The sequence below is a fragment of the Corynebacterium sp. 20-84 genome, assembly GCF_053479455.1.
In genome coordinates this window covers 197,251-222,819 of the sequence record NZ_JBRBCB010000002.1, presented here as the reverse complement: position 1 = coordinate 222,819, position 25,569 = coordinate 197,251, and the positions used below count along the sequence as shown (strand labels likewise).

At 58.9% G+C, this 25,569-nt stretch carries 27 protein-coding genes and 2 tRNA genes; 11 read left to right on the top strand and 18 right to left on the bottom strand.

Annotation, left to right across the window (positions count from 1 at the left end):
• Positions 1–58: 58 nt before the first annotated feature.
• Positions 59–646: an excalibur calcium-binding domain-containing protein gene (locus ACUY2Y_RS02535; protein WP_448324676.1), complete on the top strand. Its 588-nt coding sequence runs from the start codon at positions 59–61 to the stop codon at positions 644–646.
• Between the two features lie 99 nt (positions 647–745).
• The gene (locus tag ACUY2Y_RS02530; RefSeq protein ID WP_448324675.1) at positions 746–1,081 is read left to right on the top strand and encodes an acyl carrier protein; all 336 of its coding nucleotides are present in this window, start codon (positions 746–748) and stop codon (positions 1,079–1,081) included.
• Here the strand turns inward: ACUY2Y_RS02530 and ACUY2Y_RS02525 are convergent.
• The 4 genes from ACUY2Y_RS02525 to ACUY2Y_RS02510 all read right to left on the bottom strand — a co-directional run bounded on the left by ACUY2Y_RS02525 (position 1,078) and on the right by ACUY2Y_RS02510 (position 4,117).
• Positions 1,078–1,401 carry a hypothetical protein gene (locus ACUY2Y_RS02525; RefSeq protein ID WP_448324674.1) on the bottom strand — a complete coding sequence of 108 codons (324 nt, stop codon included), beginning with the start codon at positions 1,399–1,401 and terminating at the stop codon, positions 1,078–1,080. The genes ACUY2Y_RS02530 and ACUY2Y_RS02525 overlap by 4 nt on opposite strands.
• Before the next feature lie 203 nt (positions 1,402–1,604).
• On the bottom strand, positions 1,605–2,564 hold the full coding sequence (locus tag ACUY2Y_RS02520) for a trimeric intracellular cation channel family protein (protein WP_448324673.1): 960 nt from the start codon (positions 2,562–2,564) through the stop codon (positions 1,605–1,607).
• Between the two features lie 13 nt (positions 2,565–2,577).
• On the bottom strand, positions 2,578–3,414 hold the full coding sequence (locus ACUY2Y_RS02515; RefSeq protein WP_448324672.1) for a serine hydrolase domain-containing protein: 837 nt from the start codon (positions 3,412–3,414) through the stop codon (positions 2,578–2,580).
• 22 nt (positions 3,415–3,436) lie between these two features.
• Positions 3,437–4,117 (bottom strand): hypothetical protein, encoded by a 681-nt coding sequence (locus ACUY2Y_RS02510; RefSeq protein ID WP_448324671.1) that lies wholly within the window; start codon positions 4,115–4,117, stop codon positions 3,437–3,439.
• Between the two features lie 81 nt (positions 4,118–4,198).
• Between ACUY2Y_RS02510 and ACUY2Y_RS02505 the strand changes: the two genes are divergently transcribed.
• Complete coding sequence (locus tag ACUY2Y_RS02505; RefSeq protein WP_448324670.1) at positions 4,199–5,839, top strand: AbgT family transporter; 1,641 nt, start codon at positions 4,199–4,201, stop codon at positions 5,837–5,839.
• Between the two features lie 69 nt (positions 5,840–5,908).
• Here the strand turns inward: ACUY2Y_RS02505 and ACUY2Y_RS02500 are convergent, their stop codons facing one another.
• Together ACUY2Y_RS02500 and ACUY2Y_RS02495 are read right to left on the bottom strand one after the other, a co-directional pair.
• Positions 5,909–6,172 carry a hypothetical protein gene (locus ACUY2Y_RS02500; RefSeq protein WP_448324669.1) on the bottom strand — a complete coding sequence of 88 codons (264 nt, stop codon included), beginning with the start codon at positions 6,170–6,172 and terminating at the stop codon, positions 5,909–5,911.
• Between the two features lie 127 nt (positions 6,173–6,299).
• A complete protein-coding gene (locus ACUY2Y_RS02495) occupies positions 6,300–6,905 on the bottom strand; it encodes a hypothetical protein (protein ID WP_448324668.1) in 606 nt (201 codons plus the stop codon).
• 237 nt (positions 6,906–7,142) lie between these two features.
• On the opposite strand from ACUY2Y_RS02495, the gene ACUY2Y_RS02490 reads away from it, so the two are divergent.
• Together ACUY2Y_RS02490 and ACUY2Y_RS02485 are read left to right on the top strand one after the other, a co-directional pair.
• Positions 7,143–7,215: transfer RNA gene (locus ACUY2Y_RS02490), tRNA-Asn, on the top strand.
• 153 nt (positions 7,216–7,368) lie between these two features.
• On the top strand, positions 7,369–8,367 hold the full coding sequence (locus ACUY2Y_RS02485; protein WP_448324710.1) for an NADP-dependent oxidoreductase: 999 nt from the start codon (positions 7,369–7,371) through the stop codon (positions 8,365–8,367).
• Between the two features lie 15 nt (positions 8,368–8,382).
• Here ACUY2Y_RS02485 and ACUY2Y_RS02480 read toward each other — a convergent pair.
• Positions 8,383–8,456, bottom strand: a tRNA-Ile gene (locus tag ACUY2Y_RS02480).
• Between the two features lie 186 nt (positions 8,457–8,642).
• Between ACUY2Y_RS02480 and ACUY2Y_RS02475 the strand changes: the two genes are divergently transcribed.
• The gene (locus tag ACUY2Y_RS02475; RefSeq protein WP_210572769.1) at positions 8,643–8,903 is read left to right on the top strand and encodes a hypothetical protein; all 261 of its coding nucleotides are present in this window, start codon (positions 8,643–8,645) and stop codon (positions 8,901–8,903) included.
• A 9-nt stretch (positions 8,904–8,912) separates the two neighbouring features.
• Here ACUY2Y_RS02475 and ACUY2Y_RS02470 read toward each other — a convergent pair whose 3' ends face one another.
• From ACUY2Y_RS02470 to eno, 6 genes are all read right to left on the bottom strand, one after another.
• Positions 8,913–9,854: a Ppx/GppA phosphatase family protein gene (locus ACUY2Y_RS02470; RefSeq protein ID WP_448324667.1), complete on the bottom strand. Its 942-nt coding sequence runs from the start codon at positions 9,852–9,854 to the stop codon at positions 8,913–8,915.
• On the bottom strand, positions 9,851–10,399 hold the full coding sequence (locus ACUY2Y_RS02465) for a DUF501 domain-containing protein (protein ID WP_448324666.1): 549 nt from the start codon (positions 10,397–10,399) through the stop codon (positions 9,851–9,853). The genes ACUY2Y_RS02470 and ACUY2Y_RS02465 overlap by 4 nt, the downstream gene beginning before the upstream one ends.
• Positions 10,400–10,436: 37 nt before the next feature.
• Complete coding sequence (locus ACUY2Y_RS02460; RefSeq protein WP_448324665.1) at positions 10,437–10,817, bottom strand: type II toxin-antitoxin system death-on-curing family toxin; 381 nt, start codon at positions 10,815–10,817, stop codon at positions 10,437–10,439.
• The gene (locus tag ACUY2Y_RS02455; RefSeq protein ID WP_448324664.1) at positions 10,817–11,383 is read right to left on the bottom strand and encodes a Panacea domain-containing protein; all 567 of its coding nucleotides are present in this window, start codon (positions 11,381–11,383) and stop codon (positions 10,817–10,819) included. The genes ACUY2Y_RS02460 and ACUY2Y_RS02455 overlap by 1 nt, the downstream gene beginning before the upstream one ends.
• A 127-nt stretch (positions 11,384–11,510) precedes the next feature.
• Entirely contained in the window at positions 11,511–12,179 is a 669-nt protein-coding gene (locus tag ACUY2Y_RS02450; protein WP_448324663.1) for a septum formation initiator family protein, read from the bottom strand.
• A 49-nt stretch (positions 12,180–12,228) separates the two neighbouring features.
• Positions 12,229–13,506: a phosphopyruvate hydratase gene (gene eno / locus ACUY2Y_RS02445; protein ID WP_448324662.1), complete on the bottom strand. Its 1,278-nt coding sequence runs from the start codon at positions 13,504–13,506 to the stop codon at positions 12,229–12,231.
• A gap of 200 nt (positions 13,507–13,706) precedes the next feature.
• Between eno and ACUY2Y_RS02440 the strand changes: the two genes are divergently transcribed.
• Entirely contained in the window at positions 13,707–14,294 is a 588-nt protein-coding gene (locus ACUY2Y_RS02440) for a hypothetical protein (protein ID WP_448324661.1), read from the top strand.
• 118 nt (positions 14,295–14,412) lie between these two features.
• On the opposite strand, the gene ACUY2Y_RS02435 is transcribed toward ACUY2Y_RS02440, so the two are convergent.
• Both ACUY2Y_RS02435 and ACUY2Y_RS02430 read right to left on the bottom strand, forming a co-directional pair.
• On the bottom strand, positions 14,413–14,730 hold the full coding sequence (locus ACUY2Y_RS02435; RefSeq protein ID WP_448324660.1) for a hypothetical protein: 318 nt from the start codon (positions 14,728–14,730) through the stop codon (positions 14,413–14,415).
• A 61-nt stretch (positions 14,731–14,791) separates the two neighbouring features.
• A complete protein-coding gene (locus ACUY2Y_RS02430) occupies positions 14,792–15,532 on the bottom strand; it encodes a lytic transglycosylase domain-containing protein (RefSeq protein ID WP_448324709.1) in 741 nt (246 codons plus the stop codon).
• Between the two features lie 237 nt (positions 15,533–15,769).
• Here ACUY2Y_RS02430 and ACUY2Y_RS02425 point away from each other — a divergent pair, with 237 nt between their 5' ends.
• Entirely contained in the window at positions 15,770–16,201 is a 432-nt protein-coding gene (locus ACUY2Y_RS02425) for a hypothetical protein (protein WP_448324659.1), read from the top strand.
• 450 nt (positions 16,202–16,651) lie between these two features.
• Here ACUY2Y_RS02425 and ACUY2Y_RS02420 read toward each other — a convergent pair whose 3' ends face one another.
• The 3 genes from ACUY2Y_RS02420 to ACUY2Y_RS02410 form a co-directional block, all read right to left on the bottom strand.
• On the bottom strand, positions 16,652–18,070 hold the full coding sequence (locus tag ACUY2Y_RS02420; protein WP_448324658.1) for an APC family permease: 1,419 nt from the start codon (positions 18,068–18,070) through the stop codon (positions 16,652–16,654).
• Between the two features lie 40 nt (positions 18,071–18,110).
• A complete protein-coding gene (locus ACUY2Y_RS02415) occupies positions 18,111–19,172 on the bottom strand; it encodes a hypothetical protein (RefSeq protein WP_448324657.1) in 1,062 nt (353 codons plus the stop codon).
• A gap of 471 nt (positions 19,173–19,643) precedes the next feature.
• Complete coding sequence (locus ACUY2Y_RS02410) at positions 19,644–21,773, bottom strand: hypothetical protein (RefSeq protein WP_448324656.1); 2,130 nt, start codon at positions 21,771–21,773, stop codon at positions 19,644–19,646.
• Positions 21,774–22,059: 286 nt separating this feature from the next.
• Between ACUY2Y_RS02410 and wecC the strand changes: the two genes are divergently transcribed.
• From wecC to ACUY2Y_RS02395, 3 genes are all read left to right on the top strand, one after another.
• A complete protein-coding gene (gene wecC, locus ACUY2Y_RS02405; RefSeq protein ID WP_448324655.1) occupies positions 22,060–23,322 on the top strand; it encodes a UDP-N-acetyl-D-mannosamine dehydrogenase in 1,263 nt (420 codons plus the stop codon).
• A 14-nt stretch (positions 23,323–23,336) separates the two neighbouring features.
• Positions 23,337–23,741: a hypothetical protein gene (locus ACUY2Y_RS02400; protein WP_448324654.1), complete on the top strand. Its 405-nt coding sequence runs from the start codon at positions 23,337–23,339 to the stop codon at positions 23,739–23,741.
• A 290-nt stretch (positions 23,742–24,031) separates the two neighbouring features.
• Positions 24,032–25,375: a hypothetical protein gene (locus ACUY2Y_RS02395; RefSeq protein WP_448324653.1), complete on the top strand. Its 1,344-nt coding sequence runs from the start codon at positions 24,032–24,034 to the stop codon at positions 25,373–25,375.
• Positions 25,376–25,569 lie beyond the last annotated feature (194 nt).

The following is a 25,569-nucleotide window of genomic DNA, read 5'->3' as shown; positions in this document are numbered from 1 at the left end:
GGGGTAAAAACACGTCTGCGCTTGCGGTTTCGCCGCAGATACCGGATTGTTATCTCTTGTGAAGAAATACGTCATTTCCCTGGCGACCGCTGCCGCCGTATTCGCAGCCGGACTGTCCCCCGCCCACGCCACCGACGCCGAAAACACTAACGGCACAGACCCCGTGGCTATCTCCCCAGCGGCCAACACAGACGCGGGAAAGGAAACTCCCGCTGAAGATGGCAGCTCCGAAGATGGTCTGACCGACGGACAGATCGCCGGCATCGTCATCGGTGTCGTAGCTGCGGTCGCAGCTGTCGCTGGCGGCGCTCTCTGGGCGATCCAGCAGGGTCTTATCCCGAATCCGGCTCCTGGTCTCATCCCGGGACCCGCACCTAAGCCAGCCCCGAAGCCTGCACCCGCTCCAAAGCCCGCTCCAAAGCCCGCGCCTAAGCCAGCCCCGAAGCCTGCACCCGCTCCGAAGCCAGCGCCTAAGCCCGCACCCGCGCCTAAGCCGGCGCCGAGGCCGGCCCCGGCGAAGACCTACGCTAACTGCCGCGCCGTGTGGAATGACCTCGGTCGTCCGATCCGCAGCAACGAGCCAGGTTACGGTAGCCACCTTGACCGCGATGGCGACGGCGTGGGCTGCGAGAAGCGCCCCCGCTAAGGAACCCTGAATCTTCCCAAAGCCCTTGCCACGCCCAGTGTTCGCACGAACCTAAGCGCAGCAAGGGTTTTCGCTTTGCGTATCTCTAGAATGGGGCGCATGGAACTTTCGCAACGCCTCGACTTGGCCAAGCTCGGACTTGATCCGGACCTCGTCCCGGACGACGCGGAGAACGCCGACAAGACCGTCGCCGCCGAGGGCAGCACGATGGCTCAGCTGGCCAGCCTTTTCGCCAAGGTCGGCGCGGTCGAGGATGCAGAAGAGGTCGGTGCGGATGACACGCTCGACAGCTTGGGGGTCGACTCACTGACACGGATTGAGCTCGCGGTGCGCGCAGAAGAGCATTTCGGGGTGCGGGTGAGCGAGGAGGATGTCAGCCCGAGTTCGACGCTGGGCGAACTTGCCGAATACTTTGCGACGAACGACGCGCCCTAGGCGACCCGAGCGTCGAAGCGAAATGTTTGGGCGAGCTCGGTCAAGGCACTGCGGAATGTCGCGATCTCTTCTTCCGAGGCTTCGATGACTTCGCGACAGCTGACGGCTCCGTCGCGAGTTGGTTCCCGGCGCCAGCGGGTGAACCACGGAACGTCCCACACGCTGACCAACGAAGGAGCGGAAGAGGGTTCGCTGAGGTGCTCGTACATGAGGCCCTCGACACGCAGACGCAGGTGACGCGGCATGGAGCTGATCGACAGCACGCAACGGGTGCGGGAGGTAGCTGCGGCAGAGTCGGCGTGGGCCAAGGTGGCGGTCATGTCGGGAAGGTGTCCTTTCGCTGTTGAAACGCACCGCTCCCCCGCGACCAGGAGCTGGCCGGAGGTGTGGTGCGTCAGACGAGGCTCGTCTTCCCCAACGCCCTCATGTGACTCTCGGCAATTGTTGCTTCGCTTAAGCCACACGGGCAACCCTCAACAACCGCTTGATCCCCCCGATCATTCAAGGATGGCTTGAAGGTTGCTCAACTTCGTTTAACGGCCCACCCGTCGGCGGAGTCCTCGCCGCGCGAATCAACGAACACCCGATACAAGGCACCCAGGAACTCGTCGCGGGTGGCGGGGTGGGAGCTCGAATCGGAGCCGGGGCGTGCATCTGGACGGTAGGAAGGACCAGCAGCCCCGCGGAGAGCTTCGCGGACTTCGCCCTTGGTGGGCATCATGCCGTCGTCGGCAAGCGGATCGTCGGAGGGGAGGGAGGTTTTGGTGAGGCGCCAGCGTCGTAAAGCTTTTGGCTCGAGCTTGCCGATGGGCGTGAACATGAAGCGCGCCCACGTGTTTATCGGCGCATTCTTCATGGTGACCGGGACGTACCAGCCGGCCCAGTACGCGGCGGTGCCGAGCGTGAACCCGACGAGCGGCGCGGCGGCGATGGCGGCGGTGGCGTGCCCGGCGTTGTAGAGGACCATGGCGGTGATCGACCCGGCGATGGCGGGGACGACATACATCTGTTGGTCGTTGAGGATGCGGGGGATCCGCCCGATGAGAACCTCGCGGATGACCATCCCACCGGTCGCGGTGAGAACGCCCATAAGGATGCAGCCGGGCCACGCGACGCCGGCTCCGATCGCGGTGATAGTGCCGGTGGTGCACCAGACGCCGAGGATGATCATGTCCCCGTGGAAGCGCGCTAGCTCCCACACATAACCGTGGAGGTTAGCGAAGAAAGCGGTGGCGGCGCCGAGGACGGCGACGGAGATGTACCAGGGGTCGGCAAGCGCGGCGACGGGGGTGTTGCCGATCAAGGCATCGCGCATCATGCCGCCAGCCATGCCCGAAATGATGGCGATGAGCATGAAGCCCACCGCGTCGAATCTCATTCGCCGAGCTACGGTCCCGCCGATAATCGCGTTGAGAAACACACCGATCAAGTCGAGGAGAGCAATGGCTTGGCCTACTGCATTGTCAATGCCACCGAAGTACATTCACGTATCGTAGCTAATCTAGCTCGGCAAATATGCGGGTATTGGTTTCTTGCCACAGGGGTTTGGCCCAGTCGCCGAATTCGCGGTCGGTGAGCGCGACCATGGCTGAGCCAGCGGCGCGCGACTCGGACCAGGCGGGCACGACCCACAGGTAGGTGCCTGCCATGCCGAAGTGGCCGACGGTGTCTTCGGGCATGCCGTCGCCGGTCCAGTGGGGGTCTTTATCAGCCTTGATTTCAAAGCCTAAGCCCCAGGGACAAGGCTTTTGCATGCCGTAGCCGGGGACAATGCCGCGGACATCGCCGAACTGGTTGGTGAAGGCGTCGCGGAGGGTGGTTTCGTCGATAAGCGTGGGTGCGAGGAGTTCGCGCGCAAAAGAGAGCAAATTATCGACGTTCGACCTCCCCCCGTGCCCCGCCGAACCGTAGATCTCGGTCGAACTCATGCCGAGGGGCTCGAAGACACCTTGGGCGGTGTATTCGGCGAATGTCATGCCGGTCTCCTCCTCGAGGCGCTCCGCGAGAATCTCGTAGCCGGCCGACGAATAGATGCGGCGCTCCCCCACCGGCTTTTGCAGCTCGCGGGTATCGAAGCCGACGCCCGACGTGTGCGCGAGCAGGTGCCGCACCGTCGCCCCCTCCGGCCCGCACGGGGTGTCCAGCTCGAAGACGCCCTCCTCGACGGCCATGAGGAACGCGTAGGCGGCGAGTAGCTTCGTCACGCTAGCGAGCTCGAAGACATGCTCCTGATCTCCGAAGGTGCTGGTCTCCTCGGCTGCTGCGCCTGGCGCGATCAGCGCGGCGGCTACGGTGTCGGCGGGCCAGTTTTCAAGGTGCGGGGCGAGTTCCATGCCCGCCAGCCTAGCGCGGGATTTACGGCAGCTGCGGCAGCGAAGGAAGCTGCGGGAGCTTCGCCAACTGGGTCAGCTGCGGCGCGACTGCGATGCCCCCTGCGATGAGACCGAGCAGGGCGAGAACGCCGACGAGGGCGCCCTGCCACTCCTTCGGCGCGACGGCGGATCCTTCGGGGACGGTCACCTCGCGAACTTCCTCGGGAGGTGCGGGGCGCTCGTCGGCATCAGGGCAACCGGCTTCGACGACCTTGGTGCGCCAGTCGTCGGCGTTGTACATGAACGCGAGGGCGTCATAAGGCACGTGGCCGGTGCGCTCGGGGGATAAGGAGCTGGTGCCGTCGAAAAGCTTGCCGAAAACGGACGAACCCGTCGCGGTCTCACCTTCGTCCTTCAGAGGCAGAGTGCCGACGAGCTCAGCCGTGGCCAAACCGCTGTCGAGGTTGCGGGACAGCTCAGCTTTGCGGGAGTTGTACTCCCTCAACGCGTCGCGCCACGTCGCGTCGTTGTAGTGCGCCAACCAGAGCTTCTCGGCGGCGATCGCGGGGATCTCGGCGGCGGTGTACGTAATCGAGCAGGTGCCGGTCTCACTGGCCGGGGCGCCGGAGGGAGTCTCGGCGGCAGCGGCGGTGGACGCTGCAGAAACGGGGACGACAACAGAGAAGGTCAGGGCGGCAACGAGGAAGGCGGAAGGGAGTTTCATGGGGGAAACGATACGTCGATAAGCAATGCCATGTGGACGCTTTTCCGAAACTGACGCGCATGCTCTTGTAAGCTGCCGTCCATGAGCGCAACGACGACGACCAAGCGCAAGAATGACTCAGCGGGCTTCCTCGGCTGGATCGAAAAGATCGGCAATAAGCTGCCCGACCCGTTCTGGCTATTCGTGATTCTGTCGGGCTTTGTGGCGGCGTCGTCGTGGCTGGCGAGCCACGCGGGACTGAGCGCGGTCGACCCGTCATCCGGCGAAGAAATCCACGTGGAGAACCTGCTGACGGCTGATAATCTGTCGCGCATGGTGTCGGACGCGGTGGAGAATTTCATCTCGTTCCCGCCGCTCGGCGTGATTCTCGCGGTCATGCTCGGCGTCTCCATCGCCGAAAAAGCGGGCCTCTTGTCTGCACTGGTGCGCCGCATGGTGGTGCGTGTGAGCCCGAAGATGCTCACGTTCATGGTGGCGCTCGCGGGCGTCACCGGGTCCGTTGCATCCGACGCGATTTACGTGATCGTCATTCCGCTCGGCGCGATGGCGTTCTACGCGGTCGGCCGCTCCCCCATCGTGGGCGCAATGGTCGCGTTCGCGGCATCGTCGGCGGGCTTCAACGCGTCGCTGATCCTCAACATCACTGACTTGCTGCTCGCCGGCATCTCCACCTCCGCGGCACAGCTTGTCGACGAAAACTACGTCGTCTCGCCCCTCGCCAACATCTTCTTCGTCATCCCGTCCGCCGTGGTCCTGTCGCTGATCATCACGGCAGTCACCGAGTTCTACGTGGACAAAAAAGCCAAGCAGCTTATCGACGACGACCACATCGACCCCTCCGAGCTCGCCTTCGACGACGACACGGAGCCGGATGACGCTGACTCCGATGCTTCTTCGGACTCTGACAGCGACTCTGACAGTGACTCCGAGGGCGCCTCACAAGAGGACCTCGCCCTGTCACCCCTGGAGCAAAAGGGTCTGATCTGGTCCGGCGTCGCGCTGCTCGCGTTCTTCGCCGTCTACTTTGCCCTGCTGTTCGCGCCCGCCTCTCCCTTCGCGCGCCCTGAAGAGGGCTTCATGCAGTCCCCGCTCATCCAAGCCATCGCTGTGCCGATCGCCCTGGCGTTTTTCATCACCGGCCTCGTTTACGGACTCATCGTGGGCACCGTGAAATCGCCGTCCGACATCCCGTCGTTCATGGCCAAGGGGCTTGAGTCCCTGCTGCCCATGATGGTGCTCTTCTTCGCCGTCTCCCAGTTCCTCGCGTGGTTCCAGTGGTCGAACCTCGGATCGTGGACGGCGATCCGCGGCGCTGAGCTCCTCCAGACGTGGAACCTGCCGAACGTTCTGCTTTTCGCCGCATTCGTGCTCATGGTCGCACTGCTCAACCTCTTCATTACCTCTGGCTCCGCCCAGTGGGCACTCATGGCGCCCGTGGTCGTGCCGATGATGATGTACGTCGGCGTTTCCCCCGAAGTCAGCCAGATGCTGTTCCGCATCGGTGACTCCCCGTCCAACATCATCACCCCGATGTCCCCGTACTTCGCCGTCGCCCTGACGTTCCTGCAGAAGTACTACAAGAAGGCCGGCGTAGGCACCCTGATGTCCCTCGCCCTGCCCTATTCCATCGCCATGTGCGCTGGCTGGTTCCTGTTCTTCCTCGCCTGGTACTTCCTCGGCATCCCGCTCGGCCCCGGCGCGCCGATGGGTTACCAGGTGTAGTCACACCTGCACGACAAAAGGCGCTGGGATCTCCTCCCAGCGCCTTTTCGCTTGGCGACGAGCGCGTGGCTACCACACTCGCGGTGTGCCGATAACCAGACCGCCGTGGGCATTCATACGAGAACCATTGGCTTCCATGCCGACGATTTCAACCTCGACTTTGCTGCCACGCTCCGTGAACTTGTGCTCGACGTACTGTGGCTTCCCAGCCTGAATTTCCACGCTCTCGACAGATTTGCCATCCACACGGAATACAAGCGTTGCCTTTGCGGGCAGCGGGCCCGAACGGCCATTGCCCTGGTCTTGGATACCGACGACCGCACGAGACTTCATCGAAGCGGTCCTTGCACAGAGACATCTACGGCCATTTACAAGATACTCTAAGCAAGGTGACTTCGTCCCGCATTTTCCCTGGAAGTACCGAGGTGGAGGAGCTGCCCACCTGCTGGGAAAGCCCCCCCTACTTCCCAATCTCCGCCGGCGTGCAGATCGGTGCCTGACGGATGAACTCTTCGGGTGCCCCTTGCTCGCGCAAGGTGATGCCGTTGTAGCACCCGCGCTGCATGCCTCCCTGCTTAGTCCCCGCGGTGGGGAGCACGGCCCACTTGCCGTTGGAGTTTTTGAAGTAAAGGATCCAGTCCGTCTGGTTCGCGCCCGCGATGGCCCACTTGCCGTCACAGAACCTCACCGTTGTTCCCGTGAAGTGCGGCCATTCCGGCACCACTGCGTCGAATGCCTGTGGCGCGCACGAGCCCTTCGCCTCAGGCTTTTTCGCCAGCCCCGGAAGCAGGTCGCCCAGCCCCTTGGCCGGGTCAATCCCTTCCGGCAGCTTCAGCCAACCTTGCTGCAACGCGAAGTAGCCGCCGGCGCCAACAGCGGCCAGCACGCCGAGAGTGATGCCCACAATCGCGCCCGTGCTTAGCGACGACCCTTCGGCTTCCACCGAATTCGACGAAGAGCCAGTTTCAGTAGTCTGCTCGGCCTCCTCAGCAGAGGTGGTAGGGGCAACAACAGCGGACGTGGTGACGGCGGCGGCGACACTGAGAGCAAGCAACGGTTTCTTCATAGCCACCACCCTATCCCAGTAACCCCGGTCATTTCGGGGCAAATAGCGCGACTCCCCGCGCCCCAAGCGCGACTGCTGCGCCAACCCCAAAAACGTCAGCGCCCGTCAGTCCATCAACCGGAATCAACATGTCCGCTCGGCTACCCTAATACCACCATCAACCTGGCGATTTGGGCATTGCGAACAACCCGCGCTATATTTACATCTCGTTGCACAGCGCAAGCAACGCAACGATATTCCTCCATAGCTCAGTTGGCAGAGCATTCGACTGTTAATCGAAGGGTCACTGGTTCGAGCCCAGTTGGAGGAGCAAATCGCGAACACCCCGCTTCCAGGACGACTCTGGAGCGGGGTGTTTGCCGTCGGCACCAAACAGTCGTGGTTGCGCGGGAAGGTGGCCCCACAGCATTGATCGGACCTAGAGTCGCCATGGCAAGGAATATCCACAATGAAGGAGTACACCATGGCCACGACGAAGCAATGGGTCCTCGCATCCCGCCCGGAAGGCACACCGACCAGCGAGAACTTCCGGCTCGAGACAATAGAGCTGCCAGAGCTTAGCGACGGCCAGATCCTCGTCGAGAACACCCACGCCAGCGTCGACCCCTATATGCGCGGTCGAATGAACGACGTGAAGTCTTATATCCCGCCGTTCCAGATCGACGAACCGCTGACAGGCACCGCGGTCGGGACTGTCACGGAATCCCGCTCTGACGCGTTCAAGGTGGGCGACACGGTTCGTCATTTCGCGGGGTGGCGCACGCACGCAGTTGTCGACGAGGGCGAAGCGGAACGGATCGACACGAGCATCGCTCCCGCTGAGGCTTATTTGGGCATCCTCGGATTGACGGGCCTGACCGCTTATGTCGGGTTGACCGCCGTCGGCGAGATGAAGGAGGGCGACGTCGTGTTCATCTCGGGTGCGGCGGGTGCTGTGGGCTCAGCGGCTGGGCAGATCGCTAAGCACCTCGACGCGGCGAAAGTGATCGGGTCTGCGGGTTCCGCAGAGAAGATCGATTACATCACGAGTCTCGGTTTCGACGAGGCGTTCAACTACAAGGACGGCGACGTCACCGGCCAGCTCGCCAAGGCTGCACCGGAAGGCATCGACGTCTATTTCGACAACGTCGGTGGGGACCACCTCGAAGCGGCAATCGCCAACGCCAATACATTCGGCCGGATCGCAATGTGCGGGGCGATCGCGCAGTACAACGACACCGAGCCGGCGCCGGGGCCGCGCAATCTGGGACTATCCATCGGCAAATGCCTCACGCTGCGCGGCTTCGTGGTGGGCCAGTATTCTCACCTGGCCAAAGAATTTCAGGAGAAGATCGCGCCGCTCGTCGTCGATGGCTCCATCAGCTATGAAACGACGGTGCGCGAGAGCATCGAGAAGATGCCGGATGCGTTCCTCGAGCTTTTCGAGGGCGGCAATACCGGCAAGATGATCATCAAACTCTAACGAGGTAGTTGTGTGTGGGGCCAGCGGGGCTCGAACCCGCGACCAACGGATTATGAGTCCGCGGCTCTAACCGACTGAGCTATAGCCCCTCGCTGCGCCTGAACTACAGTGCACACGAATGTCGTGGGCACGGTGGTTCAGGCGCGTCGTCAAAGTATAACTTCAGGGCGCGGGCGGCTAACAATCTCCCTACGTCACCTCGGCGAGGCGGGTTCGCTACAGTGAAAAGGTACTGGCACGGAGCTCGACAAGGAGGCTTAAACACCATGGGACGTTTGACCCAGCTGGCGATTGGAGCCGCTGCCGGATATGTCATGGGCTCGAAGGCTGGGCGCAAGCGCTACCACCAGATCGTGGACACCACGCAGAAGGTGGTCAATTCGCCGCTGACGCGGCAGATAGTGCGCTCGGCACGCAAGACGGTCGCGAACCAGCTCGACCCGGACCCGCGTATGCGCGAGGTCAAGGACCTGCGCCGGGGCCGCGGTAAAAAGGGCGGCGAGATCGACACGATCTACGAGCCCGACGAGGATTAAAGACGCAGGCTAAAGCAGACCGGCGACGATGCCGTCGAGGATATCCTTCTCACTGATCACGAAGGATGTCACGGCACCGCCGGTCTCTTTCTCGATGGCAATCATCAGTTGCTCGACGACGGTGGCGCCGGAGCCGATGACATCGGCACGCCCGGCGTGCATGACGGGGTCCTCGAGGCGCTGCGCGGCGGTTTGAGCGCGCAGCTTCGCAGTGACTTCGCGCATCTCGTCGAAGGTGATCTCCGAGCAGTGGATGGCTTCGGGGTCATACGCATCGAGTCCCTGGGCGAGGGCGCTCAGCGTCGTGAAGGTGCCAGCGCAGCCGACGAAGGTCGCGGCACGGTTGAGGGGGACGGAGGTGCGGGCGTCGTCGATAAGCGAATCGATGTACTCACGCGCGGCCGCTGTCTCGTGCTCGGTGGGCGGATCGGTGCGCATGAAGCGCTCGGTGACGCGGACGCAGCCCATCTGAGTGGAATGGGCGCCGAGGATCTCGGAACCGCCGGTGCCGACGATGAACTCGGTGGAACCGCCGCCTAGGTCGATGACGCAGAAGGGGGCGCGCGCATCGTCGAGGTCGGTGGTGGCGCCGCGGAAAGACAGCGCGGCTTCCTCCTCGCCTGAGATGACCTCGGCGACGGCGCCGGGCTGGATGCGGCCGAGGAGCTCGCGGGTCATGTCGAAGAACTCATCGCGGTTCTCAGCGTCGCGGGTAGCAGAAGTCGCGACCATGCGGACGGCCTCGACCCCCTCGTCCGACATCCGCTCGACATAAGTTTCCAGCGCGTCGCGGGTGCGGGCGATCGCGTCCGGGTTGAAACGCCCGGTAGCGTCGACGCCTTCGCCGAGACGCACGATGGTCATCTCACGGCAGATCTCGCCGGCGGAAGAATCGTGGATGAGCAGGCGAATGGAGTTCGTGCCGCAGTCGACGGCAGCGACGCGGGTCATGCCAGCCCCTCCCCTGCTTGATCGAGGGTGATGCCGAGATCGGAAAGCGTCGGCCAGTCGGCGGGAATCGCGGTGCCGCGCAGGTCGCCGTGCTCAGCGGCCAGCGCGACAGCTTCGGTGCCGAGGCGCACACGCCCCGGGCCTTCAGCGAGCGCGTACGCGATCAGGACGTGAAGGCACTTCACACGGTCGGGCATGCCCCCACCAGAGAAATCAGTGCCCAAATCCTCGATGGAATTGCGCTTGTCCAGATAGTAGCGGTGCGCGGCCTCATAATCGGCCTTCAGCTCAGGATCAGTGCCCAGCCGAGCTTCCATCCACTTCATCACCTGCGCGACCTCGAGGCGGGACGCTTCCGCGGTGAGGCGAGGATCGGTGAGGTAATAGAGGGTGGGGAACGGAGTGCCTTCGTCAAGCTTGGGCGTTGTTGTGACGACCGCGGGTTGCGCGTCTGGCGTCGTGTACGCGATCTCGAGCACGCCGCGCGGGGTGCGGCCGAGTTGCTTTTCGACGACCGCGAGCTGTTCCTCAGTTGGTGTTTCCATGGCGCTCATTGTCGCACATGCGCCCGGTGGCTGACTTTCACCAACAGATGTGCTCGTATAGCCAGGTCCGAACCTGATCGGTGTCAAACCTGTCGATAGCAACTGCCTCGACAAAATCCGCCACCTCAGAACCCGGGATGTCTTTCAAGTGCAGTCCTTCTAGAGATACATAGGTCGCGGTACATACCCATGCAGTACGCTTGTTGCCGTCAGAAAATGCGTGGGCCTTCACCAGCCCTGTAAGAAGTACTGCTGCCTGCTCAACCGTAGACGGATTCAAGAGGCGCCCTCCGAAAGTGTGCAGCGGAGCTGCAAGAGCAGCCTCTAACTTCCCGCGGTCTAAAACATTGAAATCATCTTCAATGAGACGCGCATTAAGGGCCACCACTCCGTCCGGATCGAGACAAAAATGGTTCATCAACGGTCAGCTAATAGCTCTATAGCTTCAGCCCAACGTTGGATATTGTGGGCGAAACCGGACTGCAGATCTGCTCCTGCCCAGGTATTAACGGCCTCTACAGGTCGAACCGGCACGGGAGAACCAGAAGCTTCTTGCTGCCTATAAAAGCGCATCATCGTTTCTTGAGAGATCGTTTGGCTAGAGTACTCGTGCACATCGAGCTCACCGCGAGCTTCTAACCAAGGCAGCTCGCCATGAGTCTTATCGATCAAGTCTTGCTTAGTCCATTTACCGTAGAACTCGATCACCGATCTCACGGTGCCCCACTGCTCCGTTGTTAAGACAGACGCATTAGCCTTAGCCAGCTCAGTCGAGGTACGTGCTTCCCGGTGCTTATTTTCCCGATAGAGATCAGGAGAAACCGGCCCATCAACCCACGCCTGAAAATCTTCATCTACTAAGCGCTTGCCGAACCAAGCGAGGTGCCATGCCTCCGCGTAATAGGTAAGTTTTTGCAGCCGCCAGGAGTCGACCCAGCCGAGTTCGTCATATACGGCTTGTGCGACGTCGAGTACCGAAGGCATTGTCCCTCCCTTGGCGTGCTTTCTAATGGTTGAATACCTTTAAATAGAAAGACTAACAGCCCTGGTAACCCATAGGGGTAGTGCAAAGCGCTTTCACCTCGCTGCCCTATCCGCGAGCACACTGTACTTACGGCTGCTCAGGTGCCTCCGCAGGAGGATCAACAGGCTGCCCAGCCGACTCTGGCGCAGGCTGATCGCCCGGTGCTAGTGCAGGCTGATCGGCAGGCTCCGCCGGCTTGGCCTCGTCCTTCTCGTCCTCATTGGGCACCTCCCGCAGGGAGTTCCAGAGGACCTCGTTCCACGGCGCGTCCGCGTCTGGGTCCTCGGCGTGCTCGCTGGTGATCGTGGTGCCTTCCATGCGGGGATCGATGATGCGCCAGGCGGTCTCACCGGGCTCGGTCATGCCGAGGCGGCGGCGCGCTTCCTGCTTGGCGTAGTCCTCGTCGCTGTAGCGCTCCAAGTCCTCCTCGAGCTGCGCCTTCTCGTCCTCTTTTGCGGAGATGGACTCGTTGAGGCGGGCGATTTCAGCTCTGCCTGCGTAGTAATTGCGCAACGGAACCGCAATGGCGATGAGAACGACGAGGACGACGGTGATGAGCACCGCGACGCCCACGATGTCGCCTTTGAGCACGTCCGTGCGCGGGCGCTTCCGCTTCTTCGCGGCGCGCTCGGCGTCGCGGCTAGCCACAGGCACCGTCGTCGGTCGACGACGTGAACCCCCAGCACCTCCGGACATGCCGGTGCGCTGGGGGTTGGAGTCGCTGCGACGCGCGCCGCGTGCGGATGATGTGGCCATAGTGACTGTGTAGTCTACGTGGCCCCGCTACCCGCGTGCGGAAGGCGCGCTACTTGTCGAAGCGCGGGAAGGCATCGCGGCCGGCGTAGACCGCTGCCGGGCCGAGTTCCTCCTCGATGCGGATGAGACGGTTGTACTTGGCTACGCGCTCGGAGCGTGCCGGCGCGCCCGTCTTGATCTGGCCGCAGGACAGAGCCACTGCCAGGTCCGCGATGGTGGTGTCCTCGGTCTCGCCGGAGCGGTGGGACATCATGGTGCGGTAGCCATTGCGGTGCGCGAGCTCGACAGCATCGAAGGTCTCGGTCAGGGTGCCGATCTGGTTGACCTTGACCAGCAGGGCATTCGCTGCCTTCTCCTCGATGCCGCGGGCGAGGCGCTCCGGGTTGGTGACGAAGAAGTCGTCGCCGACGATCTGCACCTTGTCGCCGATCTCGGCGGTGAGCTTGGTGTAGCCTTCCCAGTCGTTCTCGTCCAGCGGGTCCTCGATGGACACGATCGGGTAGTTCTCGACGAGGTCGGCGTAGACCTTTGCCATGTCCTCGGCGGAGTGCTGGCCGCCCTCGAAGTTGTAGGAGCCGTTCTCGAAGAACTCGGAGGATGCGACGTCCAGCGCCAGAGCAATGTCGGTGCCCGGCTTGTAGCCAGCCTTCTCGATCGCCTCGACGATCAGGTCGAGCGCTGCCTTCGTGGAGTCGACGGACGGGGCGAAGCCGCCCTCGTCGCCAAGACCCGTGGACAGTCCCTTGTCCTTGATGACGGACTTGAGCGCGTGGTAGACCTCCGTGCCCTGGCGCAGTGCCTCGGTAAAGGTCTCTGCGCCAATCGGAGCGATCATGAACTCCTGGACATCCACACCGGAGTCAGCGTGCGCGCCGCCGTTGAGGATGTTCATCATCGGCACCGGCAGAACATGAGCGTTCGGGCCGCCGATGTAGCGGTAGAGCGGCAGACCAGCGGAATCAGCGGCAGCCTTCGCGGCAGCCATGGACACGCCGAGGATGGCGTTGGCGCCGAGGTTCTTCTTATTGTCGGAGCCGTCGACCTCGATCATGGTGGCGTCCAGCACGCGCTGATCGTCAGCCTCGATGCCGGCGATCGCGTCGGCGATGGTCTCGTTGACGTTGCGTACGGCGTTGCGCACGCCTTTGCCTTGGTAGCGATCATCGCCGTCGCGCAGCTCGTGCGCCTCGTGCTCGCCGGTGGACGCACCGGACGGAACGGCGGCCAGGCCGTGGGAGCCGTCGTCGAGGAAGACCTCGACCTCGACGGTCGGGTTACCGCGGGAATCCAGGATTTCACGGGCGTACGTCAACATGATGTCAGCCACTGACATTCTCCTTGCATCGAAGTTGGCTTTTCCTCCTCCAATTGTTCCAGAAAACCTCCCTGCCGGTCAGGGGTTCCACGGCCCGCTTCGCCAACCATGACCCTAAGCACCATGCGCACCACCTTCCCCATGCGTAACACTCTGCTATGCTTTTGGCCGTTCAACCGTCCAGCCCCATCCCCGCCATGAAAGGATCCACCATGCGCTTTACCCCCGCCAAGATCGCCGCAGCCGCCGCTGCCGTGACTGTGTCCGCTGGCCTGCTTACCGCCGCGCCGGCCCAGTCCCAGACCGCGAACATGGAGACCCTGATGAAGGTCGCCGCCCAGGCCGACTCCATTTCCTGCCCCGACCTGAAGAAGCAGCTGGACAAGACCGGCCGCGTCAACGCCAACACCACTCGCGCCGACCTGGTGAACATGGCTAACGCCGAACTCGCCTCCAAGCCGGCACTGCGCGCCGCTGCCGGCGGCACCATCAACAAGGTCGCCGACCGCGCCGTCGCCTGCGGCCTGGTCAAGACCCACAACAGCGGCGGCAACCGCGCCCCTGCCCCGGCACCCGCCCCGGACAACCGCAAGCCCGCACCGGCACGCCCGGCAGCTCCGGCACCGGCCCCCGCACCGGCACGCCCGGCTAACCCGGTCGACCAGATCGTCCAGCAGGTGAACCAGGCCATCGGCAACCCGGCCCAGATGTCCTCCGACGCCCAGGCGCAGATCATGAACCAGATCAACGCCTACCGCGCGCAGGTCAACGCTGCTCTGCCGGCCGGCTCGAGCATCTAGGCCCAGCCAAAAAGCTCGAATACCGAATTCGCTCCCCACCGGTCGAACCAAAAATGGTTACGAATGGCGGGGAGCTTTTCCATGCCCGCTCAGGGTCAGTATCTGCACCCGAAGACGCTTAAGCTTCTTCCGGCCAATCTCCGACAACGGCCCTCACGTCGCTCACGCAATGACGGGTCACCCCGCCAGACGCGCCCGGAAGAGCATTCTCATGCTTCGACTCCAGAAGTCTCCGCGCCCTATCAAGCGATTTATCACCCGAAAGACCCGGAAAACTGAACGACCAGGCAACAATTTGCTCGTGCAGATCAGCAAGGTAGTCCACCTCGACGCCGTCTTCAATAAACGAATCGAGGATGGAATCGAGCACGCCTTCCAAAGACTCCTCGGTCTCCCCTGCCCGCACGTACTGCTTCTCAATAATCGCCGTAGCCATCTCTCGCCCTCGTTTTATCCTTAACGCGACCTAGCTTCGAGATTACTGCCCTCAGCGCCCCCTACCGGTGCGCCGGCTGCCCGACGGCATAATTCGCGGCCGCGTCACGGACCCGAATCACATAGTCATTCGACTGGTTGTACCCGAGGATCGCGTCCTGCCAGTCTTCCGGTTCCGATAGATCCCGCCCGCCAGCGCACAACAGGTTCGCCGCACCGAGCGCCGCATCGTCGATCTGCTGCGGGTCGGCGTACCCGTCGCCGTTGGCGTCGCGCCCGTACCGCGACCAAGATTCGGGAATGAACTGCATCGGTCCCACAGCACGGTCGAATTCCGCATCATCATCGAATTCTCCACCGTCCGTGTCGGGCACATGCGCGAAGCCATCGCCGTTCAACGCCGGCCCGATGATCGGCGGAAAGGCACGGCCGTTCTCATCCAGCCGCGCACCTGCAGCGATTTTGCCGCTGTACGTTCCATGGCGCGTTTCCACCCAGCCCACGCCGGCAAGCGTGTTCCAGTGCAGGTTGCAATCCGGCCACGCCTCGCGCGCGATCAGTTCTGCATTGCCGTAGGCACGCACCGCCTGCGGGGCAATTTCGATTCCCTCCGCGATCGGCGCTGCCCACTCCTCAAGCAAGTCAGACGTCCGGCCCGGCCCGTGCACATCAATGTCCGGCGGACTCACCGCGGCAGCCGGCGGAACATCTGCGGGAACCGGCACGCGCTTTTTCGTACTCAGAGGCGTGTCGAGAACGCTGAAAAGCCACATCAGCAGCGAGATGATCAGCACGATTGCCATTACTACGGCCAGCATCGCCCCGCAACCGCAGCCCGCGCCATCGCGCGGGCGTCCGGAGGTTTTACGAGACGTAGTCACGGTCGCTCACTCTACCGCGCTCGCCTTCGCCCCCAGTTAGTCGGCCGACTTTTTCCATTCAAGTCACAATTTTCACTTCAGTCACTGTAGTATCAACGTTCGTCTGGAAAAACAGATACACAACCACCAGCCTCACTTTCCCGAAAGGACTTCCCCACCATGCGTTTCCGCACCGCCGCCATCGCCGCAACCGTCGCTGCCGTTGCCACCACCGGCGTCATCAACGGCAACCAGGCCGACGCCCAGAACAACACCCTCGAACTCGTCCGCGCGCTCAACGGCGGCATCGCCACCATGGACTGCAACTCCGTGGGCACCTTGCTCCGCGGCGCCAAGCTTGTCGACGACACCACCACCCGCTCCCAGCTCACCTCCAAGCTGAACAAGCAGTTCGGCGCCGATGCCTCCCTCACGCTCATCGCCGCCCCCACCATCAACGCAGTCGGCGACCGCGCCCTTGCCTGCGGCGTCGTCAAAGCCGACCCCGCCACCCCGCAAAACCAGGCCGTCGAGATCGCCTCGCAGCTCTCCTCCCAGGCCGGCCTGCCGGAGCTGCGCAACGTGCTGCCGGCGCTGTCTTCTCAGGGCTGAACCCGTACACCGCCCATTATGGGACGCGTGCGCCAATAGGAGCCTGGGTTCTCATCACCTAAAAAGCCCCTTAGATCGACTACATTGATCACCGATTTAATGCCGTTTGCTGCAGCAGCTTGGTGCCGTTGCAGCATCCTTGCTGGCCGAAGTCATTCACACCGACCACATGAACGAAGGTCCCCACAGACAATTGAATCGAAAATCATGTCGACTTGACCCGCAGAGTTACTCCCTTGCGCAACTCAGATAAGTTGGCCGACCCGATGCCCAAATAGAAAGCACAACGAAGCGGGGGCAATCTCTCCGGAAGCACCTTATCGCCAAAGACACAGTCCTGATCGGAATCAGATAAAAACCCTTTAGGATGCTTTGAGTTGCATACTCCGAAGATATTGCATGGCGCCTTCACACTCTCACTCGTGCGAGCAACCTGGTCGCGTGCTGGACTCACGGTTCAAGGATCTGCCGCACCAAATATGCATCCGACTTTCGCTCCAACTCATTACGCCGGATCCACGATAAAACCGCAGCAACTGCGAACCAAACTATCAGCGCGTAAAGCGCAGGACGGTCTAAGTTGCCAGGTGAGCCTGGTACAAAGATCAATGCCAGAAAAATCAACCCGATTACAACACCGCTTACACCAACTAGCACTAGACGAGGTCGCCTCGGGGTAGACGTACTCTGCCCCAAAACAGGCGAACCTCTACCAATTTTGACCACTGAGGCGCACGTATATAAATACGAAATCGTGATTCCTACGCTCGCCATATCAACCACCCACGAAAGTGCTGCCCTGCCAAACCACGGGGTGATGAGACATACAGACATCACGGCGAAGACCGCCTTCCGCGGTACGCCCGTCTTAACTTCAAGCTCAGTCAGCCGGGTAGGCAAAGCGCCTAGCTTTCCCATAGTCAGGAGCACTCGACTCGCGGCGGTATAGAAACCATTTAGACCGGTTACAACGCCCGCAAACACGGCAAGCAGCATTGCTAACGTACCAAGGGAGCCAAGCCTCAACGACACAATGTCTGCAATTGCCCACGATGATTGGGAAAAAGCCTGCAAATCAGAGCCGACCAGCAACGCGGTCGCAAGCACCATCAGAACATAAATGAGTGTAGCGCCACATACTCCCCACAGAAGCAACCCAGTTGCCTTCCTAGGTGAGAAGGAAAACTCACCTGCGAGCTGCGGAATTGTATCGAAACCCACATAAGCCCAAGGAACGATGGCAACTATAGAAGCCATAGCTACAAGTGGCCCCGTTCCTGTTGGCAACAGCTGGAGATCGGAATACTTCCCACCGCCAACAACGCAAATTGCCCCAAGCGTTAGAAAAGCGACCGCAAAGAACATTACGATTACAGTTACGAGTTGAAAACGACCCGACCACTGCTTGCGACTTCCCGAGAGAAACGCAAAACCAACAAGGAAAAAAGAGGCTATTAAAACTTCAGAAAGGTAAATGTCCCAACCAGCTACCGAATAAAGTCGTCCTCGCATGGAAAAGTCCGGTGCCACGTTGCGAAACATCAAGGTAACGGCCGATGCATTGAGCGCAACAATTGACGTGTATCCGAGAGCCAACGACCAGCCCGCTACTACAGCATGTTTCCGCCCAAATGCGGCAAGTGCGTACGCTACCGCCCCTCCTGCGACAGGGAAACGGTTAATTGCGGCACCGTAGCTGAGTCCTACTAGTGTCACCATCGTAGCGCCCAGCGCGAACCCCAGAAGCGATCCAAGCAACCCACCCGATTGCAGCCAGTCAAACGGTAAGACAAAAGCTCCCCACCCAATAGCTGCACCAACAGCCATTGAGAACACCCAACTTGGGCGATATCCAATGCCACTAGTCATGCTTATACCTACCCACGAAACAGCCTGCCACTAACGTTGCCTACCCTCCGATTGATTCCGAATAATATTTGACGATTTGCTGAACCACAGGCCTCGGATCCCCGAACGCTGGAAATAAATGCTGACTGAGAGCGGGCGCGGTGTTCATCTCAATCACTTTTCCGCCTGCCGCTGTGAAGTCCTCGGTCAGAAAATCTACAGCAGCCACTTCCAACCCCGGTACCGCACGCACTGCGCGCACCGCGTTTTTTAAGATTGTGGGATTGAGTCGATCAAGCACCTCGACCGTCACGCTTCCAAGCTTGAATAGGTGAAACGGGTTGAGGATTACCACTTCCCCGTCTTTGGGCGTACTAGTCAAATTTAACCCGTAATGAGCCAGAAATTCTTCATCCGGAATGGGGCGCGCTCGGTCATACCAAGCATTAGCTGACCTGTGATTGGCAACGCCCTCGATCAGTTGTGCAATCTCTGTAGTTCCATCACCAACTACAAACGGCTGCACCCTTAAGATTGCGCTTACCACCTCTTGCCCTACTACGTAACAACGAACCTCAATACCAGGAACCTGTTCTTCCACAACAATTTTGCGACCAGGTTTACGTATCGATTTGGCGCGATTCCAAGCTTCCCGGAATGTGACGCCATCGGTGACTCCAACAGTTACGCCTGCCGACCCTCCAGCATTAGAAGGTTTAACGACCACGCTCGAACCTAAGGCCGGACGAATCGCATCGGCCAACTCTAGAGCGTCTTCATCGAAAGACATTCCTCTAGGAACCGGAACACCCTTTAGCTCTAAAAGCCGGCGGGTGAGGTCCTTTTCCTTACAGATCATCTCGGTGGAGGCAGGGTGACGCCAAACTTTCCCTTGTTGCCGCTTCAGCTCCGTTGTACCGTCGGGTGATACAAGCCTCAAAGGTGGAGTACCGGGCGTTTTCTCAACAGCCCATCCTGCTTTACGAAACCCTCTCGTAAGTCTCCTTGCTGGATCCTCCACCGAGTCAAGGCGATTGATTCTTCGAATATCCAGATCGAGCTCTACTACCGCCTGTTTAACCGAGTTTAAATAGTCGAAACTCGAGCTTTCCATACTGTCCATTTCCTGTTTCTACAGTTAAAATTAACAACTAGAGACCCTGAAGGCACCTTAGATCCTTATCAAGGGTAGCCGAAGGTCTAGTATCAAGAAGCGAGATACCGCAAACTTCGTGGCCCCCTGGCTTCCAAACGGGTGCTAGCTGTTACAGGACGCCGACCTCTCGCCACGACCACGACATTCCGATATCCCTAACGCCTCCGAGTAAATCGTTGCAAGGGCAGACAACATCTACAACGAGTCACACTCCACGCCGGACCCGCTTCCCAAACTCCCCTACCGCGGGGCACTTCTCGCTCAACTATGATTGCCGAGCTCGAACAATCCAAAATGAGTTCAAAAAGTTGCGCCACAAAAGGTCCGGGCCGCCGTGACAATCGCCTGCCCTCTCCTACAGCTTGATCCTACGGAACGCGCACGCCCGAAAGCTTCCCATGTTTGGCCAATTGGAAAACCAACCTTTAGCCTAACCCCCTACTGTTCAAGCTTAGCCAGTTTGAAGTACCGGCTATAGAACTTGAAGGGCACCATCTGCATTCGACGGTAATAAGCCAAAACCTGAATACGGTGCTCGCGCCCCGCTTCTAGTCCTTCAAAGCGAGCTTCCCCAGAACGGCCGGATGCAACTTTGTCAAGGATCTTTCCATCACGCAAGAGCAGGAACTCGTAACTTAAAGGCCCTCTAACGTTTCCATACGCAGATACAAAGACATCTACGCTGCCTGGCCCAGTGGATAGATTCACTCGGAATGTCGGCTGGGATTCTCCAACGGCGACTTGTGCGAAATTGGGTAGTGCTAGCTCTAAACTTTCCCGCATCGATTTTGGAGGCTCAACCACGACAGCGTCGTGTCCACCGAACTCACCCAAGCTTTCTTCGATAGAACGTAGTTTTCCCAAGATCGTGAAAGGATTTAATCTCTTTCCTTCGATCTCCTGAAGCAGCTTTACCTGACTATTATAGGGAAACAGGGAGTGGCTATCCTGCAATTTCACCAGGATCTCCTTGATCAGGTTCAACGACTTGAACCGCGCGTCGAAAACGCTAGCACCGGGTTGTCCAGAACGTGCTTTGAGCTTAGCCTGAAACTCGCTCTGAACTTCGAAAAACTCGTCCAGACCAACCCCACTGTCCTTGACGGACCATGTACGTTTTGAAGTCGGAATAAAGCGTGGCGTAGTTGGCCAAGCTCCAGAATCAAATTCAAGGGTTGTCAAATCAGGGGAGGTACGCTCAATCAGATCGAAAGCGACTGTGTTGTCGTACCGCTCGCTTTCGCACAACAAAGATGCTGCCTGTACAAACTCGGGTTGACTAAGCGGAAATACGGGAATCTGCCCGAGCGCCATCGAAGCTCTCACATGACCGAAGTGGCTCCTGTTTCTAAAGATCGAGTAGCGACGGTGCAGAGCTTCGGTAATGGTTTCACCGCCAAGCCGCCCAAGAAGCCCTCGGACCTCCGCTTTAGCCGCGTCCGAGTAAAACGTAGATAGTGGCCTGTCATCGTATAGCTCTTGACATAAGAGGTCGACATCATTTTCGAAACTGGAAGACGTGTCTTCGAAACCGGGATAGGACCGCAAAGAGCGAACAGCCTGAAAACCGCGAAATGTTTCGCCCGCTGCCCCTCTCACCTCAATGTTAGTGCCGATCTGACCGTCAATAAACTTCGAAGCCCGAAACCGGAAATTTTTATGTGATCGATACGATTGCCAAAACTCCAATGAGTGCTCGAAATCAAGCCAGATCCGGTTTGAATCCATCGGATCCGACCACTTCAGCCCATAAGCCTCCCGAATGGTATTCGAAACGTGGAGGTCGCGGTAGAGTCCTGGCCGCGCGCCAGCCGGAGTCCAGGTAGCAGGATTAACTGTCGTGACCGAGAAGAAGTCTGTCACGCCTGCGGCATCCATCAACGCCATGGCCATTCTTGAATCTCGGCCACCCGAGAGGTTGATGCGTCGTTGGTCAACGGGCATTTCGACTGCCCGTCTCAACTGAGCTACTGCCTTTTTGATCCCTTTTTCTAGCAAAGCATCATAAGACAAACTCCTGCTCTCGAACATTCCGAAGTCAGCTATTTCCCATTTCCCATTCGAAATCACGATCTCTTGGCCCGGCAAAAGCGCACGCGTTTCCTGCTCAAATGTAGAGTCAGACTGCATTGTGATTCCCCACGCATGATCTGTGCCTAGAACTGCGGCCACCTGCCCTGCGTTTGGCTCGTTCTCGTCACCCATTTTCTTTGCCTGATTACATAGAGCTCGGAACGAGTTGGAAATGATAAGCGCTGGTTCATGGCTTCCTCCCGAAATTACCTGCCGGTAAAAAACCAGTTGGTAACCGAACGGGTCACTTGCGACACGATAATCATCGCTTTCCTCTCCCGCGGCAAAAACCCCCAGCCATTCACCGGAAGAGTCCCTCGCCTCCAACAGGCTGACTGGTTCGGCGTTGCGCACGCGCCCATCCGCAACAATTGCACGCTCTCCCGAAATGAAGAGCCCATCCAAGTAACGGGAATTAAACCGGTGATCTGCGGCAACAGAAGAGGTGTTGCCAGCTTCGACTCCATAGAAGATGTATGTAATCTCTCGTGCCACAACAACATCCTACCCATTTCGCCGAAGACCAGATCAAAGTCTCCACCACCAACCATGGGGCAGTTAGCCCGTTCAGGGCCAAAGTTCTGGTGACACCTCAGCGGTTGCGGGCAGTGTCCTAGCCCGCAACCGCCCTCCACTGCGACGTCGACGTAGGCCTTCACCAAGTTTTCGCGTTCCTCCTCGCGATCCCCATCGCGTGAAGTTGTCTCGGTCAGGACGAACAACCATACGCAAGCTGCTAAGCTTAGAAAGTCGCTGTATAAAATACTGGAGGGATCACAGAATGAACCGCATTGCTTTTATCGGCCTTGGCTACATTGGCCTCCCCACTGCTGTTGCGATGGCTCAAAGCGGTTCCGAAGTAGTGGGCATAGATGTCTCGCGCGAGAAAATCGAGCAGATCAATAACGGTCGGTCCCCCATTGTCGAAGACGGCTTAGAACAAGCACTCAGGGAAGTACTATCTAAGGGCGTTTTCGAGGCAACTGCCGAGCCGCCCACTGCAGACGCATTCGTGGTAGCGGTTCCCACACCTTTCCAAAGCAATCACGAAGTGGACATGTCGTTCATCCTTTCGGCGGCAGAATCGATCGCCCCCAAACTGCAGCCCGGTAATCTAGTGATTCTAGAATCCACCTCTCCTCCCGGCACAACTCGCAAGATGGCTGAGCATGTCATGAAGCTGCGACCAGATCTGCAGGTAGACAACGACACCGACCCCTCCGATCCGACTAAGACAATCTATTTCGCGCACTGCCCCGAAAGAATCCTCCCAGGCAATGCATTGGAAGAACTCCGCACAAACGACCGCATTATCGGAGGAATGAGCAAGCAAGCTACTACGCTTGCCACTGAGGTATACAGGACGTTCTGCGAGGGAGAGTTACTTGCTACCAACGATGTGACTGCAGAAATGGCAAAGCTCACGGAGAACTCTTTCCGCGATGTCAATATTGCTTTCGCTAATGAGCTATCTGTCATCTGTGACGGACTCGGGATTAATGTTTGGGAGCTCATTAACCTCGCAAACCACCATCCCCGCGTGAACATTCTGGAACCCGGCCCCGGAGTGGGCGGTCACTGCATCGCAGTTGACCCCTGGTTCATCGTTTCCGCTGATCGAGAGAACTCCACGCTCATTCGTACGGCCAGAGAAGTAAACGACAGCAAGCCCGAGTGGGTTCTTAAAAAAGTAAAAGAATCTGTCACCCTAAATGACACCAAGATCGGAGTCTTGGGCCTCGCATTCAAAGCTGACATTGATGATCTTCGTGAATCACCCTCCCTTAAGATCGCCCGCGAGATCGTGGAGAGCTTCCCGAACAACCAAGTACTCATTGTTGAACCGAATATCGAGCAGCTACCCCAAGAATTAGCTAACTTTGACAATGTCTTGCTGACACCTCTTGATGAAGTACTTCAAGAATGCGAGACAATCGCACTACTGGTCGACCATTCCGAGTTCAAGGCAATTCCATCTGAAAAGGTCACGTCGAAGCATTTGATCGACTCGAAAGGGATCTGGACAGGCAAGCAAGCCGGCTAGCTTAGGAGCTCTTCATGGATAAGAACAAACTCGTTTACCGGACGCTTTTGGCCCTTCTCGTGGTCTCTTTACTTAGTGCCGCTCTTTTATTTGCGCTGGGGTTCCTAAGGGCAGGTGGCGCAGTGGCGACCGTGTCTATTGCGTTCTTTCCGTTTCTCGGGCACCTCAGAATGCGCGAGGCATTGGCCGCGGTACGTCGCCTGCCCCGTTCAGTCGCCTCCGAGCCAACACCCCATTTCCAGGAGAAGCTGACAGCCATCGAACTCAACACCTCTGAAATGATCGACGAGATCTCAAAGTTGAACACCAAGAAGGAAACTGAGATTGGAAATAGCGATCTTGTTGGATTGGTAAGTGAGATTCGACGGGAGTCGCGCTTGGCCCGCATTGCGGCAGCTAAAATCAACGGAGCCCTCTAGTGGCAAGCACGTTATTAAGCCTGAGCAATGCTGGTCCAGCCTTGGCCGCGGCAGTAACTTCCCGACACGAATCGGTGCGAAGGTCCGCGGCGTCTCTCCAGGACCTCCTTTCACAAGTCGGTCCAAAGATTCAACTTGACAGAACCAGTTCTGAGCCAAATGAGTTAGGCACGACGTGTGACCTAATCAATTTATCTCAAACCCTTAAAACCTGCACTAAGGAACCTGGCGAGAGAGCTCTGTTAGATCAGATTCAGCGAGATCTAGCAGCTTGGCTTCCGCAACACTTCATGGAACATCCCGGAGACCGTGTTCCATTCTCTGATTTTATACAGAGCGCAAGCGCTGGCTCATTCCCTTGGCAAGAAGCCCGACCTCCCGCTCAAGCTCTCGCACTCCTCTACAACTTCTCCCCTTTCCAAGACACGGGTGCCACCGTTGCTTCGAAACGCCTGCGGGACTTCAACATGACATTTGATGTTGTAGCCTGCTCTTTCCTTCACAAGAAAAAACAGGACTCAACAATCGAGCGTATTGCCGAGCCGTACGTCTCGTCCAAGTATTTCCTTCCGCTTCCTGCGTCTTGGGCCTCGTGGGAACCTTTCAAAGCGTATGCTGTACGCGCCTCTCGTGTGGCCGGCGAAATGCATGCTTTGTCTAATTACAAAATGGTTTACTCCCGCGCGATGTGGGCTCCCTCTATTTATGCAGGTTTTTTGTTTAAACAGGCCCACCCCGAGGTCGAATGGGTTGCAGAGTTTTCAGATCCTCTTTCACTCGACGTGGAAGGGTTGCCGCGCGGCACCGTGGTACCTTCCGACTCAACAAGTGCTCAGATGATTGATTCGGTAACGCGGTCGTATCCCGATCTCAATAACCTAGAATTCACTGTTTTTTCGCTGGCTGAGTACCTTGCCTACACCTTCGCGGATCGAATCATCTTCACAAACTCGAATCAGAAGCTGACCATGCTCAACCACCTTGAGTCAGAAAGCCTCCGGGCGCGCGTCGAACGGGTGGGAGAGGTTAGTAACCATCCCACTCTGCCCCGGTGCTATTACGGCATGGAGAACCCTAACTTCGTCCCGGACCCGCAAAAACTAAATCTGGGGTACTTTGGAGAGTTCTATTCGTCTCGATCAATCCGAGAGGTCACTTCCGCAATCCGTACTCTTCCGGATCGACTTTCCGAAAAGGTTCATCTTCACGTATTCACAAACTATATCCCTACATCCGAAGGGAATCGTCGACCTCGGAACTTTTCAAAGAGACAATACGATGAACTAGTAAAACGAGCCTATGACGGGGTAGGTGCCCAAGGGATCGAAGATCGGGTTACTTTTAATGCTTCATTGCCTTACCTCAAGTTTCTTGCCACAACCGATACCCTCGATTACTTAATTGTGAATGATGCTGTGTCCGGTGAGCACCACAGCATCAACCCGTACCTTCCTTCCAAATGGAGTGACTATGCCGGTTCTCGCGCTCACACATGGGCGTTCGTGGAACAAGGCTCCATTCTGTCTAGTAAGCCGGCAACTGTGAAGACTCCTGTTGGAGATGCGCATCAGGCTCGTTCTACCCTCTGGGACTTGGTTTTAGACAAGTTTCCCGAGCTGGCCAAGGAGGTATGATTCCATGCGAGTGCCTTCCGGAAATGTGGCGGAATTGTTGGAACGAATGGGAAGAGCATCCACTCCCCCGGTGCCCGCTGCGAAGAGCGGTATCACACTGGCAGAGCTTCTCAACGTAGAGTGCGCTGTCGGGGATGAACCGAAGATCCTTTTCGTTGGCAGCAAACAACTCTTCTCAGCACTTATTCAAGCTG